Origin of the sequence: Marinicella rhabdoformis (assembly GCF_009671245.1) — a bacterium.
Classification (GTDB): Bacteria; Pseudomonadota; Gammaproteobacteria; order Xanthomonadales; family Marinicellaceae; genus Marinicella; species Marinicella rhabdoformis.
Genome location: NZ_VTFS01000001.1, coordinates 769,968 through 787,134, shown reverse-complemented (window position 1 = coordinate 787,134; position 17,167 = coordinate 769,968). Strand labels below are relative to the sequence as shown.

General features: G+C 43.0%; 12 protein-coding genes. 7 read left to right on the top strand and 5 right to left on the bottom strand.

Annotated features, from left to right (window positions below):
* Positions 1–21 precede the first annotated feature (21 nt).
* Positions 22–1,044: a transporter gene (locus FET73_RS03415; RefSeq protein WP_154222499.1), complete on the top strand. Its 1,023-nt coding sequence runs from the start codon at positions 22–24 to the stop codon at positions 1,042–1,044.
* A 57-nt stretch (positions 1,045–1,101) separates the two neighbouring features.
* On the opposite strand, the gene FET73_RS03410 is transcribed toward FET73_RS03415, so the two are convergent.
* Genes FET73_RS03410 through ylqF form a run of 3 tightly spaced genes read right to left on the bottom strand, consistent with a single transcriptional unit; the run spans position 1,102 to position 3,731 of the window.
* Complete coding sequence (locus FET73_RS03410) at positions 1,102–2,061, bottom strand: MBL fold metallo-hydrolase (RefSeq protein ID WP_154222498.1); 960 nt, start codon at positions 2,059–2,061, stop codon at positions 1,102–1,104.
* Between the two features lie 45 nt (positions 2,062–2,106).
* Positions 2,107–2,775 (bottom strand): RluA family pseudouridine synthase, encoded by a 669-nt coding sequence (locus FET73_RS03405; RefSeq protein WP_154222497.1) that lies wholly within the window; start codon positions 2,773–2,775, stop codon positions 2,107–2,109.
* Complete coding sequence (gene ylqF, locus FET73_RS03400; protein ID WP_154222496.1) at positions 2,775–3,731, bottom strand: ribosome biogenesis GTPase YlqF; 957 nt, start codon at positions 3,729–3,731, stop codon at positions 2,775–2,777. The genes FET73_RS03405 and ylqF overlap by 1 nt, the downstream gene beginning before the upstream one ends.
* 116 nt (positions 3,732–3,847) lie before the next feature.
* Here ylqF and htpG point away from each other — a divergent pair, with 116 nt between their 5' ends.
* The 4 genes from htpG (at position 3,848) to FET73_RS03380 (ending at position 10,744) form a co-directional block, all read left to right on the top strand.
* Positions 3,848–5,740 (top strand): molecular chaperone HtpG, encoded by a 1,893-nt coding sequence (gene htpG, locus FET73_RS03395; protein WP_179952089.1) that lies wholly within the window; start codon positions 3,848–3,850, stop codon positions 5,738–5,740.
* Between the two features lie 292 nt (positions 5,741–6,032).
* On the top strand, positions 6,033–7,490 hold the full coding sequence (locus FET73_RS03390) for a hypothetical protein (RefSeq protein ID WP_154222495.1): 1,458 nt from the start codon (positions 6,033–6,035) through the stop codon (positions 7,488–7,490).
* Positions 7,487–9,610 carry a LodA/GoxA family CTQ-dependent oxidase gene (locus tag FET73_RS03385; RefSeq protein WP_154222494.1) on the top strand — a complete coding sequence of 708 codons (2,124 nt, stop codon included), beginning with the start codon at positions 7,487–7,489 and terminating at the stop codon, positions 9,608–9,610. The genes FET73_RS03390 and FET73_RS03385 overlap by 4 nt, the downstream gene beginning before the upstream one ends.
* Positions 9,611–10,744, top strand: coding sequence for an NAD(P)/FAD-dependent oxidoreductase (locus FET73_RS03380; RefSeq protein ID WP_154222493.1), 1,134 nt, complete (start codon positions 9,611–9,613; stop codon positions 10,742–10,744).
* A gap of 261 nt (positions 10,745–11,005) precedes the next feature.
* Here the strand turns inward: FET73_RS03380 and FET73_RS03375 are convergent, their stop codons facing one another.
* Positions 11,006–13,087 carry a bifunctional serine/threonine-protein kinase/formylglycine-generating enzyme family protein gene (locus FET73_RS03375; RefSeq protein ID WP_154222492.1) on the bottom strand — a complete coding sequence of 694 codons (2,082 nt, stop codon included), beginning with the start codon at positions 13,085–13,087 and terminating at the stop codon, positions 11,006–11,008.
* A gap of 488 nt (positions 13,088–13,575) precedes the next feature.
* On the opposite strand from FET73_RS03375, the gene mnmC1 reads away from it, so the two are divergent.
* On the top strand, positions 13,576–15,516 hold the full coding sequence (gene mnmC1, locus FET73_RS03370) for an FAD-dependent 5-carboxymethylaminomethyl-2-thiouridine(34) oxidoreductase MnmC1 (RefSeq protein WP_154222491.1): 1,941 nt from the start codon (positions 13,576–13,578) through the stop codon (positions 15,514–15,516).
* 7 nt (positions 15,517–15,523) lie between these two features.
* On the opposite strand, the gene FET73_RS03365 is transcribed toward mnmC1, so the two are convergent.
* The gene (locus FET73_RS03365) at positions 15,524–16,267 is read right to left on the bottom strand and encodes a TMEM175 family protein (RefSeq protein ID WP_154222490.1); all 744 of its coding nucleotides are present in this window, start codon (positions 16,265–16,267) and stop codon (positions 15,524–15,526) included.
* 133 nt (positions 16,268–16,400) lie between these two features.
* Between FET73_RS03365 and FET73_RS03360 the strand changes: the two genes are divergently transcribed.
* Positions 16,401–17,165 (top strand): class I SAM-dependent methyltransferase, encoded by a 765-nt coding sequence (locus FET73_RS03360; RefSeq protein ID WP_154222489.1) that lies wholly within the window; start codon positions 16,401–16,403, stop codon positions 17,163–17,165.
* Positions 17,166–17,167 lie beyond the last annotated feature (2 nt).

Here is a 17,167-nt window from a genome sequence, read left to right as displayed (position 1 = left end):
TTTTTATTGATGTGAGTTCCTATGAAAACAAAACAGTCTGTATTAAAGCTATGGATGGCAGTGATTGCCTTCAGCATGACGGCTCAAGCGCATGAAAGTCAGCAAAATAACGCCAATACACATGCACCCATTGGTGTTATGGGTGATCACACCCACAACAAAGGTGAGTTTATGATGTCTTATCGATTCATGAATATGGCCATGTCAGGTGTGGGAAGCGGCAGCCGCGACTTGAGTACGTCGCAAGTGTTAGAGAGCTACATGATGGCTCCAATCGAAATGGATATGAGCATGCACATGCTGGGGTTTATGTATGCCCCGAGCGATCGATGGACTGTTATGGCTATGATTAACCACGCAGAGAAGAAAATGACCATGGAAAATCGCATGGGTATGCGTTTTCATACCGAAACATCGGGTTCATCCGATTCCAGGCTGGGTGCTTTGTATCGAATTAAAAATTGGGGTCAAAGCCGTTTACACCTCAACCTGGGTTTAAGTATACCAACAGGTTCAATTAACACCAAAGGAGACACGCCTATGGGTGATGACTCAATTTTGCCTTATGGGATGAGGTTAGGTTCAGGAACTTATGATGTGAACCTTGGCTTGACTTGGAATTTATACCGTGAAAGCCACGCCTTTGGTGCTCAAATTATGGGAACCTTCAGAACAGGCAAAAATGATGCTGATTATCGTTTGGGTCACGAAAGCCAATTGAATGTATGGGCGAGTAAAAACATATCTAACAGTTGGAGTTTTTCTGCCCGATTAGAAGCCAAAAACAAACAAAGCATCAAAGGCAGTGATGCGCGTTTGATGATGGCACAGAATATGAGTATGACGCCCGCTGCGAATGCTGATTTTTCTGGTGGAAACTGGTTCAATTTGGGTCTGGGTTTGAATTTTATATCGAATGCCTCAAATGCCTTCAATGGACACCGTTTGGCTTTGGAATATAAATTGCCCTTGCTAGAGGACCTGGCAGGAATTCAAATGCAAAGTGATGGCATGTGGAACTTGGGTTGGCAGAAATCGTTCTAAAAAAGTATCAGTAAACTGCCACTGAGTTCTTCAGTGGCAGTCTGAATGAATTGAAACTTAGTGTTGGTGCCCGTCGCCAGAAGCGTGTGCTTTTTGATGGCTCAAGTCATTGAATAATTGAGTCGCCATGCGTTCAGTAGAAATAAAGCCCCAGTTCCAATCATCATGGTATTTTTGTAAAGGGTTGGCTTTTAAAATTTGGTCTAGGTTTTGGCCATCGTTTATGGCTTTTTGAATGAGTTGTTTTGAGTCAATCAACATATCAACCGCTTTTTGCAAGTCAGCTTTATCGGCCAAGGGGCCATGTCCTGGAATGATTTTTGTTTCATCGTTTGCCATGCTGATGACTTTTAATTGGGCATGAATATAGCCGTCTACTGAACCACCTGAATCCAAATCCACATAGGGGAACAGGCCATTGAAAAAAGTATCACCCGTATGAATCACATTGGCTTCAGAAAAATGAATCACGGCATCACCATCTGTGTGAGCTTTCGGGACGTGAAACACGGTGGCAGGTTGTTTGTTGAAGTGGAAGGTCATTTGGTCTGAAAAGGTCATGACAGGTAAAGCAGATTCTGGTGCTGGAACCATACCTTCAGGCCCTTGTACGCCTTTGGTTATCATGTGATGGCGTAAGTTCTCGTGAGCAACAATGTGAGTTTTACCGTGTTCATGCCCTTTGCCCAAGGCTTCATTGTTACCTGTGTGATCGCCATGAACGTGTGTGTTAACAAGAAAGTCAATGGGTTTGCCAGCCACATTTTGAACGGCATTTTTCAACTTGTCCAAAAAAGGAGGCATGGCATCATCAATCAGAATGGTGGCATCTTCACCGGTCAACAAACCGATGTTACCGCCAATGAAGCCATTCACACCCGAAAGCATATAAATGCCAGGGACCACTTCTGTTGTTGCCACTTCAACTGGTGGTTTTTCTTCAGTTTTTGGCTCTTTGGCCATGCCATTGAATGTTAATGTGCTTAAGACCGCAGTGATCAAAATGGTTCTTTTCATGTTGGTATGCTCAGTTAGAGAAAAGCAAACATTTTAGACTAAAAATCAGGTGCTTACAAATGTCGGCTTGGATTCGAATGACATGGTTTGGTCAGAGGAAGGGTGTTTGAAAGATAAAGATTGACTGTGTAGCTGTAAGCGGTCAGAAAAAGCCAATGCCTTTCTGGTGGCGTATAAACGGTCGCCAACGATCACATGGCCAATGTGCAGCATGTGTACGCGTAATTGATGAGACCGACCAGTCACTGGAGTGAGTTCAATCAGTGTTGTTTCGGCTTCTTGATTCAAAACTTTGTAGTGCGTGGTCGAAGGTTTGCCGTTGTCAAAATCCACCATTTGCTTCGGTCTGTTCGGCCAATCGCAAATCAATGGGGCTTCGACTGTACCTCTGACTTCAGTCACATGGCCATATACGCGAGCGATGTATGTTTTTTGGGTCAGCCTTTCTTGAAATTGCCTCGCCAAAGAAGATTGTGCGGCTTTGTTCAATGCCATGATGACGATACCCGAAGTTTCCATGTCTAATCGATGGACAGTCAAAGCAGTGGGAAACTGGGCTTGAACACGGGTTTGTAAACAATCTTTGTGCTCATCCAAACGACCTGGAACTGAAAGCAAACCCGCAGGCTTATTTAATACGATCACATCGTCATCAGCATGGATGATGTCCAACGCAGCTGAAGGTGGTTGGTAAACAAAATCTTTGGCAGCCATTATTTTTTTCTTTTGGGTTTTCCTTTACCTGCGCTCTTATTTTGGCCTTGAAACGATTCTTTACGAGCCGCTTTTTTGGCTGCTTTCTTGGCTAACATTTTTTCAACTTCTGCTAACTCTTGGTCCATCATCTCAGGTGTTTCCAAAGTCATCGGTCCCATTTGTCCGGTGCGGTATTCGTTGATGAAAATCTTAGACACTTTATCTAAGTCGACACGACCGCCAGCGCGTAAAGAACCACGTTTGGCACCAATTTTAGCCAGTAACTCATATTCATCATGGGGCAAAGGATCAAAATCAAAACGCTCCTTGAGCATGTCTGGATAGGTTTTTAACAAGTATTCAGCGCCAAAAAACGCCACTTCCTCGTGATCAACTACGGTGTCCTTGATGCCACCTGTGAATGCCAGTCTAAACGCAGAATTTTGGTTGTCGAATTTTGGCCATAACACGCCAGGTGTGTCGTGCAAGATCACATTGTCACGCAGCTTGATGCGTTGTTGACGTTTGGTGACAGCCGCTTCGTTCCCTGTTTTGGCAATGTTACGTTCGGCAATCGCATTGATGATGGTTGATTTACCGACATTGGGGATGCCCATGATCATCACTTGTATGGGTTTTTTGTTTTCTTCACGTTCTGGAAACATGGCACGCACCCAGTTAGGGATTTGTTGTACCAAGTTAGGCTGGTCTGAATTCACGGCATAGGCTCGGATGGTGTCATCCTGTTCTAAACAATTAATCCATTGTGCTGTTAATTCAACATCAGCTAAATCAGATTTGTTGAGTAATTTGATGCAGGGTTTATCTCGGCGAATACTTTGCAATAAAGGGTTTTGAGAGCTGTAAGGCAAGCGCGCATCAATCACCTCAATCACCATGTCAACCTCAGGTAATAATTGACGTATTTCCTTTTGTGCTTTGTGCATGTGGCCCGGAAACCAGTTGATGTTCATTCGATGTGCTCGAAAAAAAACGCCATTTTACAGTAAATTGTATAAACACACCTTGAAAACTGCGTGACAAACCTTACTTTGCTGGCAACTTAATATTTATCACAAAGAGGTAACACGTGACACAAACTGCTGAAAAATTTGAATTTCAAGCTGAAGTGAATCAAGTTTTGGACTTGGTGATTCACTCACTTTACTCAAACAAAGAAATCTTTTTGCGCGAATTGATTTCAAATGCTTCTGATGCTTGCGACAAACGTCGCTTTGAGGCGATTAAAAATAATGCTTTGGGTTCTGATGATTTACACATCAAAATTGACTTTGATGCGGAAGCCAAAACAGTCACCATTTCAGATAATGGTATTGGCATGACGCGTGACGAAGTGATGACTAACATCGGAACCATTGCGAACTCAGGCACCAAGAAGTATTTAGAATCAATTGCCAAAAAAGACCGTGATGATGCCAATTTGATTGGTCAATTTGGTGTCGGTTTTTATGCATCATTCATCGTAGCGGACGAAGTTGAAATCCGAACCAGAAAAGCCGGTGCTGATGCAGTTGATGCTGTTTCTTGGAAATCTGATGGTAAATCTGCTTACACTTTGGAAAACATCGAAAAAGAAGATGTGGGTACTGAAATCATCTTACATTTGCGAGAAGAAGAAGCTGACTTTGCAGATAACTTCCGTTTAAAAAGCTTGGTTAAAAAATATTCTGAGCATGTGGCTTTCCCAATCAAAATGTTGGAAGTGACCTACCCAGAAAAAGACGATGAAGGCAATGAAATTCCAGCCAAAACACCAGAATACGAAGTGGTTAATGACGCCACTGCTTTATGGAAAAAAGCGCCAAGTGAGTTAAAAGACGAAGACTACCAAGGCTTTTATAAGCAATTGACCAATGACTTCAATGACGCGGCCTACTGGTCTCATAACCACATTGAAGGCACGCAGAGCTACAGCAACTTGTTATACATTCCTTCAAAATCACCTTTTGGCATGTTTCAAAACCCTGAAGACCGTGAAGGTTTGAAGTTGTATGTCAAGCGTGTGTTCATCATGGATGCGGCGAAAGAGTTGATGCCTAATTACTTGCGATTTGTTAAAGGAATCGTTGATTCAAATGATTTGCCTTTGAACGTGTCGCGTGAAATTTTACAAGACAACCCTTTGTTACAAAAAATCCGCACGGGTTTGGTTAAACGTGTTTTGGGCTTGTTGAAAAAGAAAGCCGTTGATGCAGAATCATATGCCAAATTTTGGACTGAGTTCGGCGACATCTTGAAAGAAGGTGTGGTTGAAGATTTCGCTAACCGTGAAGCCGTTTTGAAGCTGTTGCGTTTCTCATCTACAGAAAATGACAATGCCGATGAAAACATCGCCTTGGATGATTACATCGGTCGCATGACGGGTGACCAAGACAAGATTTACTACTTAACAGGTGAATCTTACGAAGCGGTTAAAAATTCGCCGCACTTGGAGTTGTTCAAGAAAAAAGGCATTGAAGTGTTGTTGATGCACAACCGCATTGACGAGTGGATCATGAGCCACGTCACTGATTATGACGGCAAGAAATTCCAGTCAGTTGCCAAGGGTAAATTAGACCTGGGCGAAGATAAGGAAGAAGAAAAAGAAACACCGGAAGAAGCGAAAAACTTTCTGAATCAAATCAAAGAAAATTTGAAGGACAAGGTAAGCGACGTGACGGCTTCAAGTCGTTTGGTTGATTCTGCCAGTTGTTTGGTGATGGACGAAGATGCGATGGCGATTCACATGCAGAAATTAATGGAGCAAGCTGGGCAGTCGATGCCTTCGCAATTACCTGCTTTGGAAATCAATTTAGACCACGCCTTGGTTAAGCACATTGAACAAGTGGCAGATGAAGACCGCTTCGCACAATGGTCTGACATGTTGTTCCAACAAGCCTTGCTGGCCGAAGGTGGACAGTTGAAAAACCCTGCACAATACGTTCACCAGTTGAATAAATTGATGTTGGAAATCATGAAGTAAACTCAGTTTTAAAAACTTCATGAATGTTCAAAGCAGAAGCGTCACTCAGGTGGCGCTTTTTTTATTGTGAATTTAAAAAATTTATTTTAGCGGTCGATAACACCAATTAAAAAAATAAAATATTCTCTGAGATTTTGCCCCACTCATTGGCACTTATTAAATGCTAAACCTCACAAAAAAATAAACCCTTGAAAAGCTCAATTTTCAAAACATGGCCTCATCTAAAGTATAAGGCCAGGGTGAAAAAATTGTAATTTAGCATACTTTTAAAATCAAAAATTAGGGGAGAAGTATGAGTAAATCAATTCGTAATGTTGCTGTGTTGGTAACATTAATCATCGTTGTTGGCGGCCTGTATTGGTACCAGCAGTCAAAAAAGGATGAAACATCGTCCAGTACCATTAAGCAGTCAAAGGTTGCTGAAAATGAACCTGTACAAAATAAGGTGGTTGCAAAGCAAGCCATTATCAAGCCGGAGCTAAACAGTGCAGCTTGTACAGCTGATCCAAACTGGTTTCCACACAGTCAAACAAAAAGAACTAATGATGCGGCATTTGTCAGTTCGAGTAATTGTGTCTTTCATCAATGGGCATGGCAAAACTTTCTTTGGTTAACCCAAGATGTGAATGGAGAGCCCAGGTTTATGAGTTTCAAGAGCCCTGAATCTTTGTTGGGCTTGGAAAGTGAAGGTTTCTTGCCTCGCATGACCAAACGTGACTCAAATGGTTCCTTTGATGAATTTTTACAAGCCGGAACAGATGGTATTTTTGTTGGTCATAACAACAGGGCGGTTTATTATTCACAGTATCTAGATGACACTTTCGTTGGGTTTATTGAAGATAACAAATTAACCAATCCTGATAATTTACGTGCGCTGGTCAAAGCGGATCCTACCACCACTTTTCCTATCACAGGAACGGCAGGCTCAATGGAGCTGAAAGCTTCTTGGGTTATTGTTGATGCAGGTGATGACACTTCGGGAATGTTTACCACTGAAACCAAAGTTTCTAAATTAAGGAATGGCAGTAATGGCATAGAATTAGATAGGGACCAAGTTGAAACTGTGACTGTTGCTTTGGTTGGCTTTCATATCGGCGGCATTGTGGAAGGTCATCCTGAAATGATTTGGGCCACGTTTGAGCACAACAGGAACGCGCCCAATGTTAAGCCGGGTATGAATTTAGAAGAACCCGTATCTGATCAAGATTTTACGTTTTATACGGCTAACACTGAATTAGCCGACTGCAATATCAATTATTCCTCCAGTAATAAACTGACGTTAGATGAGACCACCCAAAAACTCTCTCCTATCACCCAAGTGTGTAGGCAGTATCAGTTTGGTAACGAACAAGGAGTCAACACAGGTAATGATGTCAATATAGCCAGCTTAAATGAATCTGTAGAATCATTATTAGATGATGAGGATGTTTGGAAAAATTACCAAGAAGTGGGCGCCATTTGGTTTAACAAAATTGATGGTTTGAAACCTGGTATGTCACTGGCAACCGATGAAAATTTAACAGGTTCACTGAGGCTGTCAAACAGCACCATTGAAACATTCACACAAGTGGCAACCACTGAAAACAATTGCTTCAGGTGCCACAACTCCTTACAACAATTACCACAGACGCCAGGTTTGGAACCATTGCCAGCTTCAAACCTCAATATCAGCCATGCCTTGCTCAATATTTATTTTTGGTCACAAGAAGATGCGCAGCCAGTTAACACAGCTTCAGGAGAAGAGTCATGAAATCATATTTTAGAGTACACCCAAGCATTAACATGGCCCGTGTAGGCAGCAGTAAAGACTATTACCTGGCTCCTGAAACTGCCGCAGGCGACTTGTTAGACAAAGATACAGGTGCTTTTGGTGGTATCCCAATCAAAAAAGGAACTGAAAATACACCCATTGATGCGGATGACTTTCGTGATGTAGACCACAATCCATTGAGACAAGCAGCAAGATTCAGGTTATATGCTTATGACCAAGGTCAGCAGCAATACCCAAGCCAAGATCCTGGAAGAGAGATTAAAATTGGTGATGTGGTCGGTGGTAAAACAATCAAAGACATCATTTGGACGGTCCACTTGGCGAATAAAAAGAACAACAATTACACCATCACTGACACGATAAATGGCGTGCATGGTGAATATGGCATAGAGTCATATGAAAACAACAACCTACCACCAGTAAGGAATCCACAATATGGGACAAACTTAAGTGACGCCCAAAGGCGAACACAGTTGGTGATTGATGCAGGTCCTAGGGCGCTGGCATCCTCAACTGATGGTAGCCAAACCATTCCCTTTGATAACTCATCAACGCCGAGCTATGTAAATGGGTCAACTATAGCCACATCAGATGCTTATCCTGTCAGTTTTCCAGATGAGCATTTCAATATGTTCAATCCACTGGGAGCGATAGACAGCTTAGGAGAGGTGACCATTGAAGCAGGAACAGGGCGGTTAATTGTTGCAGGAGGTTTCGGAAAAGCCAGTGGCATCAAAGATGAAAATGGCCACCCACCTAATTTATGTGATGCCATTGATAATGATGGCTGGTTTGATGACACATCTGATGGTCCAGTGATGGCAACCGTAGTCTTTGAGGACGGTACGGTTTCAGAAGCCATTCATGGTTGGGTGGTTTGTACTGATCCGGGTTATGCGCCACAAACCAGGAATGTGGTGTCAACTTGGGATGACATCTATAACACGTGGGTAGAAGAATTGGGCATATCCCCAGAGGTTTATAACAATGGGGCCTATACCAGCGATTACACACCTGGATTTTATCAAGACATTTTACCGATTTTCCATGGTGCGATGTTACAGCAGTGGAATACCAATTTACCGCAGCAGGCCATCAAAGGCCATCACTATATGGCCAGTATCACGCCATCTGATGACCCATCTGCCAAATTACCCAATTTGAAAGAGTTAATCAGAGACCCTAATGTGCCGGCAGAAAGTGATGAAGGTGTGAAAATGCCTTTGGCTTTGGGTGATGCACAAAAAAGCTTTTTGTCTTTAACGCCCACACAATACCATATGGTCAGTCAATGGTACGAGAAAAAGTTCGTAGAGAATGGGCCAGCATTGGGTGGTGGTGAAAAATTAGATCGTGTCACCATGGAAAATTGTTTGGGCGGTCGTTACTCACCGGGTATCGATTTGACTTTTATTGTTCGTGATGTCAATTTATACCACCAAAATTGGCAAGGAACCACAGGGCCTTTTCGCATCAATATGCAAGCCTTGGATTATTCAAAAGCAGACCAGAACACACCGTTCCTGCAAGAAGGGTACATTCCTTTGAGAGACGCTCAAGTTGAGCCTGGTGATTTATGTAAGTTCATGTCACAACCTTGGCATACGGATTACAACAGTTGTGCCACACACCTGCCTGATCCTAATCCGGGTACAGAACCAGGTGGTAACATCAATAACACCTTGTACTGGTCTTGGCCAGCTCAGCGTCCTGTGACTGTTTACCCAGCTTCAGAGTGTACTTACAATGCTGAAAAAGGCACATGGAATTTGGGTGGACAGCTTTACAGTGTCAGGGGTGATGACATTGATGGAACAAACAAAACGGAAACGCCTTATAAGCAACAACAAGGCCGCTATCAATGTTATTTCGATTACGTCATGAACTGGCATAAAGTGGGATTTGTCATTCAAGGCACGCAAATTGATGATGGTAAAGGTGGTAACTACGGTGCCGACAAGTTTTTAGAGGTTGCCAGTTTGTTTAACAGCGAAGGTGATCTGGTCACACCATGGCCTCAAGCTTCTAAACCAGGCTATCAAGCGCCAACGGATTGTGGTCCTGAGGGTTCTGGTGGCTGTCCGCAAGGTGAATCTTAATTGAAGGCTATAGAAGTCTTCATCATTGGCGGTGGTCCTGCAGGCAGTGCCACCGCCTTGTCACTGGTTCAGAAGCTCAAGACGTCTGCAGATATTCAGGTCCGAGTTACACAAATTTGTGGTCTCTATCCTGAGCGTCAAGCCATTGGGGAAACCATTCCGCCAGCTGCCACAGAGTACATGCGAAAGCTTGGTGTATCGGAAGTAATCAATTGTGAAGACCATTTGCTTTGTCCTGGGAGTCAATCTGTATGGGGCAGTGTTGTGCCGGGATTCAATGACTTCTTTTTTACGCCCATTGGCAAGGGCTATCATTTAAATCGAACTGTTTTCAATTCGGGGCTGGTATCTGCTGTTAAAAACTGTGGTGTTTCGGTGATGGAAAATACCAGATTGCTCAATGTGCAAGCCTCTGAATATGGATTCACTTTAACGATTGAAACCGATGGCAAAGTCATTAAAAAACAAGCTGATTTTGTCGTTGATGCCACTGGTATACAGGCTAAAGTGGCCCGTTCTTTGGGGGTCGCCAGAAATCAATATGAGGCGGTTGTCTCGGTTTGTCATATTTATGATTTAATAGAACAACCCAAAAAACCAGCGCATACACTGGTGTGTGCTGTGGCAGATGGTTGGTGGTATGGAACGCAGTTACCTAATAAAAAAGTGTTGATCAGTTTTTGTACTGACAAACAATCTTTAAAGCACAACAAAAGCAACAATCCAGATAACTGGTTCCAGTTGTTATTGGACAGTGGTTGGTTCTATCAAAGTTGTTGCGATCAATTTGGCACTGAGTTGAGCCAGCCGCAAGCACTAGATATCAGGGTTTCTCCTTCAGCCATATTGTCTTGTGTGGCAGGGGAAAATTGGATGGCTGTTGGTGATGCTGCTTCAAGTTATGATTCGATGACTTCGGCCGGAATAACCAAAGCCTTAGAGCAAGGTCAAGAAGCAGGGCAGGCCATTTATGAGGCTGTTATTAAACACAATAGGTTGGCATTAAAAAGTTATCAGCAAGGGGTTTTTGCTGCTTTTAATCAATACCTCAAACTGCATCAAGAACTGTATTGTTCAGAACAGCGATTTCCAGAATCAGCATTTTGGAAAAATAGGCAGTTTTCTCAAGGTTAACCATTTTGTTTTACTTGGCTCTGCACTTTAGTCCTGTTTCACAGGTACTTATCCTTTGTCGCAAGGGAATATCGCAGCTGTACCCCTTGCGGGTGCCTTTATGAAGAGATTCATACAGAGAAATGATCTTGTCGTTCAGTAAGTCATTTTAAAACAAAAGTGATGCGGGGCAATGGCTGGAGCAAGCCCAGCAGCTACAATAAAAGCAGTGTTTGCCGTGGAACAGGGTCATAATGGTGAGCCAATTAATTTTAAAAGGAATTACAGTTCTTTTATCAGCCTAAATCCTATGTGAACCCAAGCTTGGCCTGATTTTTCATAGCTGACATCGCCAAGGTCTTGTTGTCCCGAAAGCCACGATTGGCCAATGGCGGGGTGAGAGTCGCATTCATTACTGTCACTGAAAAAGCTTTGGATCTTGTTTTTCTTTTTACATCCTTGTAACCACTCTTTGGCGTTGCCTTGCATACCAAACACACCTTGAACAGCGGGGTGGGTTTTTACAGGTGAGGTTTGTATAAAAGCATCTTCACAGGAGTGTCGGTTTTGTTTGATTTTTAAATGTTGGGTTTCTCCGCCAGCGACATTGTGTTGGTTGCACTTTGCTGGGCTTTGGGGCTTTGCCATCAACCATTCATTGGCTTTTGGAAGGCGGTAACTGTGGCCAGTTTTTTGTGACAACCATCGAGCATAGTCTGTGGCTTGTTGCCAGGTTACACAAACCACAGGGTGGTTGTTTTTTTGGAGAAAACCAGGGTTGGACCATGTTTTACTGCTGAAACGCAAACTGGATGTAGTGGGGTTTTTACACCGTTCTGGTTCAAGTGCGGTGGCATTAGCGAATGGCCTGAATTGACCCACAGTGATTTCAGTTGCGGTGATGCCCAGCTTCCTACTTTGCGACAAAGGAATGACCGGTAAATCGTGTTTGTTGCGCTTTTGTATTTGGGCTTTTTGAGATGCCAACAATGGCCAAGTCTGAGTCATTTTTTGTTGCTGTTTTGCTGGCAATGAATTGAAAGTGTTATTTATGGCTGCTTCTATTTGTAGAATTTGTTGTTCAATCAGCGGCTTCAGTGGATCAATATCTTTGAAAACTTGCTGGCTTTTTAGTAATTGCTTTTGCCATGTTGCAGTGCGCTCAAAATCGGTTTCATTCAAAGCCATCAGCCCATCGTTAAATACTTTATTTATGTAGGTTTCTGCAATGGTTAAACTGAGTTCTGGTTGGGTTGTTACATGTAATAGCAGGCTTTCCAAAAGGCTGTCAGCCACACCCGGTTCCCAAGGTTGATTGAGGCGCTGAGTCAGCAGTTCAAGTGCATTGTTCTGACTTGTTTCGCTTAACTCCACATAAAGGTCATTGGGTGGCGGCTCAGCTGTGTTGTTTCCTGTACTGATGAATTGGCTGTTGTTATTTTGAGTTTCTGTGGGTTTGCTGCTGCTGGGCCAAAAATAAACGGTGGCTAAAACCAGCACGGTTGTGATGCCAAATATCCAGCCACTTTTGTTTTTTATTTGTGGACGGCTTTGGGTCAAGACATCGTTGCTGTTGACCGCCGCAATGGCTGCTTTTAATTGTCCGGCATCTTGATATCGATGCTTGGCTGATTTAGCCAAGCATTTTGAAACCACAGGTTGCCACTGTTGTTTGGAGGCGGGTAATGGTTCGGGTTTTTTCGACACATGGGCTAACATCAGTGCCAGCTCATCGGTTTCTTGAAATACGGTATGTCCAGTTAATGCTTCATATAACATCGCACCGACAGCATAAATATCAGAGCGTGCATCTATGGGTTGTGATTGTGCTTGTTCTGGACTGATGTATTGAATGCTGCCAACGATGCGGTTGTCCTTGGTCCATTTTTTGTGTTGTTGACTGATGGCGATGCCAAAATCTGCAATTTGGGGGTGACCAAATGAATCAAATAAGATGTTCTCTGGTTTAAGGTCTCTGTGAATCACGCCGTGTTCATGGGCGAAGCTCAAGCCGTCACAAATGCCTTCAAAAACAGCCTTAATGTGGTCATCATCTTTCCACTCTATATGAGATAAGTCGCCATGGGTTAAGTGTGGCATGGCATAAAACAAGGTGCCATCTTCTAGGTGACCCACATCGTAAATGCTCATGATGTTGGGGTGATAAAGTTGGGCTATGGTTTTGGCTTCATGTTCAAAGCGTTCAATGGTGTGTGACTCGTCTTCAACAACCGGGCGCATCACTTTTAATGCCACCTCTCGATGTAATGAAAGTTGCTCTGCCAAATAAACCACAGACATACCACCTGAACCAATTTGTTGTTTGATCTGATAACCTGGAATGTTTATTTTTATGGCAGCCATTGATACATTTTATCGAAAAAAGTGAATCATGAAAGCATTGTTTTCATCTGTTACGTTTTTGAGTGTGTGGGTGACAATTTATAGCATATTAAAGCTTACATGTTGGTGGCTGCCGCATAAGCTGTAAAGAATTGTGACATTTTTTAAATCCACAATACATTTGCTTTTTAATTGGAGCTTGGCTGCCTATAATCTCCCACAATCATGTTTTATCAATATTAATGACTAACAAAAATCACATATCCAATCAGAAAATAAAAGCAGTTTTATGTAAAAGCTGTGAGCGAAAATTAACCCATGAAGAAAGTAAATCCATGTCAATTTATGAGTTAATTATGACTGTTCACCATTGCAGTGATTGTCAAAAAGTAACGTCTAACAGGCGCTCAATTGATTCTCTGTCTCATTCTTAAAAGTCACACCATTTCAATCTCAAATTAACCCAAAAACGATCAGAATTGGCTTTAATTGATATCGCCTTGGTTATAATGCCATACATGAACCCTTTGTCTATGGCCTTGGCGCCGAAACCTCAAGTTGAAGAAAAAGATGGATTACGATCCATACAGTTCAATGACATATATTTTAATAACAATGACGTTATTGCGACGGCCACTCATGATTACTTAAATGGTAATGACTTGTCTGAAAGGTGGAAGGCGTTAGCCTCAGAAGAAACTTTTGTTGTCGCAGAAACTGGTTTTGGCACAGGATTGAATTTGTTGTTACTTTTGCGAATGTGGCAAGACCAAACAACAAAGCCTAAACAATTACACTTTATCAGTTGTGAATTGTTCCCGTTAAATAAGCAGCAGTTACAAACGGCCCTCAAAGGCATCCCAGAACTTCAATCTGAAGTTAAAGTGTTGTTAAAGCATTACCCTGAGCAGCGGCTTGGCTTTCACCGCTTTCAGTTGGCCAATGATGTGTTTGTGACACTGATGTTGGGAGATGCGGTGGCATGCTACGATCAATGTCATGCTGAAGTAGATGCTTGGTTCTTGGATGGCTTTGATCCCAAGAAGAATCCAGAGATGTGGTCAGATGACTTGTTCAATCAAGTCGCCAGGCTATCAAAATCAGGCACCACTTTATCGACTTACACCGCGGCATCTCAAGTCAGAAGACAGTTACAAGCGGTCGGTTTTGAGGTCAATAAACGCAAAGGCTACGGTAAAAAACGTGAAATCATCACAGCAGTCATGCCAGATGGAGAGTCCGCTGCTGATACCTCAGCTGAAACTGTCAAACAAAATTGGGCGCCCACCAAAGCCGCTACAGTTCATCAAGACATTGTTGTTTTGGGTGGTGGAATCGCTGGACTGAGTGTGGTTCGTGCCTGTGCCCAATCAGGCCATCCGGTGACTTTAGTTGATAAAGCAGTACCAATGCAAGCCGCATCAGGCAACCCCAAAGGCATGGTCATGCCTTATTTGACTGCGCAATCATCTCCGGAGGCTTTGTTTTATTGGCGTGCTTTTGACCTTGCCGTTCAGGCTTACTTATCTGACAGTGACAGTTTTCAAAGTATCGGCATCAAAGAGTGGTGTGAAACTGACAAAAAACAGTTGTGGAAAAAAACCTTGTTTAAAGATCACCACTGGCCCGATGACTTGATTCAAAGCACAAACCAGGGTGTGTTGTACCCCAGTGCGGGAGTCATTGATACCCAAAGCCTTAAAGACCAATGGTTGCCCTATGCTAACGAGGTGATTGAAGCTGATGTGGTAGAAATTAAAAAAGTGGGAGAACACTGGTTGCTGCTAGATAGCCATCAAAAGGTCATCAAATCTTGTGATGTTTTGGTAGTGACAGCTGGCATTCACAGTTTGAAATTTGACCCATTCGCACATTTGCCTTTGGTACCGAAGCACGGCCAAGTCAGCTTAATACACAGCCAAGAAACCTTGCCATTTTCTCAAGTGCAGCGTCATCAAGGGTATGCCATTCCGATGTCGGAGAACCGCTGTTTGTTGGGGGCGACCTTTGATCACATGCATGAAAATGATTGGTATGACAGCCCTAGACTAGAAGACTCACATGCCCTCAGAAACGCAGAAAAATGGGATGGATTTCATCATTGGCAACTGCCAAATCATCAAGTGATTTCGGGAAAGGCGGGTATACGCACCACCACACCTGATCATTTACCAGTTTGCGGGACGGTTGTTGACAGCTTGTCTTTCAAAATAGATTATGCAGACTTACATCACGGCCGCCATTGGCAACAATACCCAGAAGCCAAGACAAATGAGGGCTTATACCTGATGACGGGCTTGGGCGCGCGTGGCTTCACTTCTGCACCCTTGCTGGGACAGCTTTTGGCTGACATGATTTTAGGCAGGCCTTTGCCTTTAGAGCAAAGCTTGTGTCAGCAGTTACATCCCAACCGTTTTTTATACAGACAGCTGAAAAAATCACCGAAATAATTTGAAATTATGCCTCGGTTTCCAATTTTTTAAATTGGTGTCGAAAGTAAGCAGCTGCAGAAAAATGCAGCATTGGCATGGAAAAATAAACCACACCAGAGATGCCCGGATTTTGAGTGATTTTGAGGACAAGGCAAGAACAAATGGCCACCATCACTGAAATCAGTTGTCCACTCATGCTTTGAATGGTGGTGAGCAATTCCAGTTGATCAAGTTCTAATGCTTTCCTTTTTCGATAGGCATTGAAATGCATAAAAAATAAGGTGCCGAACACACCAATGATGGCGGCACTGTAAAAATACATCATGTACACACGCTGTTCAAATACAGTGAATTGTATGGTGGCATCTTCTGGGAAAAAGAACAGTGGCAGGGTGGGTTCGCCAAGGATAATGTGCCACAAAAAAACACTTAACAATTTCAAAGGGTATGCCAAAATCATCACTAAAAATAAAAACAGCGCATTGAGAAATAAAGTCCAGCCATCGGCCAAACCATAGCGTCTGAAAAACAAATAATGTTCAATCCATGCATAACAAATCATGGCAAAACTGAGTAAAAAGGCCGGCATGTCTCTCACCATCAACCACATGTCATAAAAACCATAACTGCTTGTACTGGAAATGATCAACAAAGTTATGGTTACTGCAAAAATGCCGTCAGCAAAAGCTTCTAATCGGGAAACCTCACCGCCACGCCAACGGAAACGTTCATCGGCAATGAGTTTTCGGTCGAATAAGTGTGCCCTCATAAGTGAACCTCAACTATTTGTTTTGTTTATTGGTATTCATGTTGCGATGTTTTGATGCAAAGGTCAAGTTTTTGCCATTCATGAGTGATTTGTGTAAGATGCTTGCTACACTTTTTTAACCGCAAAGCACACCATGACAGACAAGGCTTTATTCAAAGATTACTTTTCAATTCAAGCAGAAGACTACAGTGTTTACAGACCTGAATACCCAACTGAATTGTTCGAATGGCTCGCTTCATTGTGTCCTGAGCACCAGTTGGCATGGGATTGTGGAACTGGCAATGGGCAAGCTGCGGTGGCCATGACCAATCAGTTTTCTTACGTGATTGGGACCGATGCCAGTGAATCACAAATTTACCGTGCGATGGTTTATCCAAGGGTTGAGTTTGAAGTGGCATTGGCGCAAAACAGCCCGCACAAAGACAGCAGTGTTGATTTGATCACTGTGGGTCAGGCCTTGCATTGGTTTGATTTCGATGCATTCTTCAGTGAAGTGAAACGTGTGGCTAAGCCCAATGCTGTGTTGGCAGTTTGGTGTTATGAGTTGCACCAAATCAGCCCAGAAGTGGATGCCGTTGTGATGGACTATTACCAAAATACCATTGGCGAGTTTTGGCCAAAAGAGCGCAAGCATATTGAAAACAGATATGAGGACATAGTGTTTCCTTTTGAGCCGATTCCTTCACCAAAATGTACCATGCAAAAACAATGGACCTTAAAGCATTTGGTGGGTTACTTGGGTACTTGGTCTGCGACTCAAAATTACATTGTAAAACACAAGACCGACCCAAGGGCTGAAATCATTGATGCTTTAACCAAAGCGTGGGGCGATGACGAAACCAAGACCGTTACTTGGCCTGTTACCATCAAAACGTTCAGGGTCAATAAAGGAGCTTAATT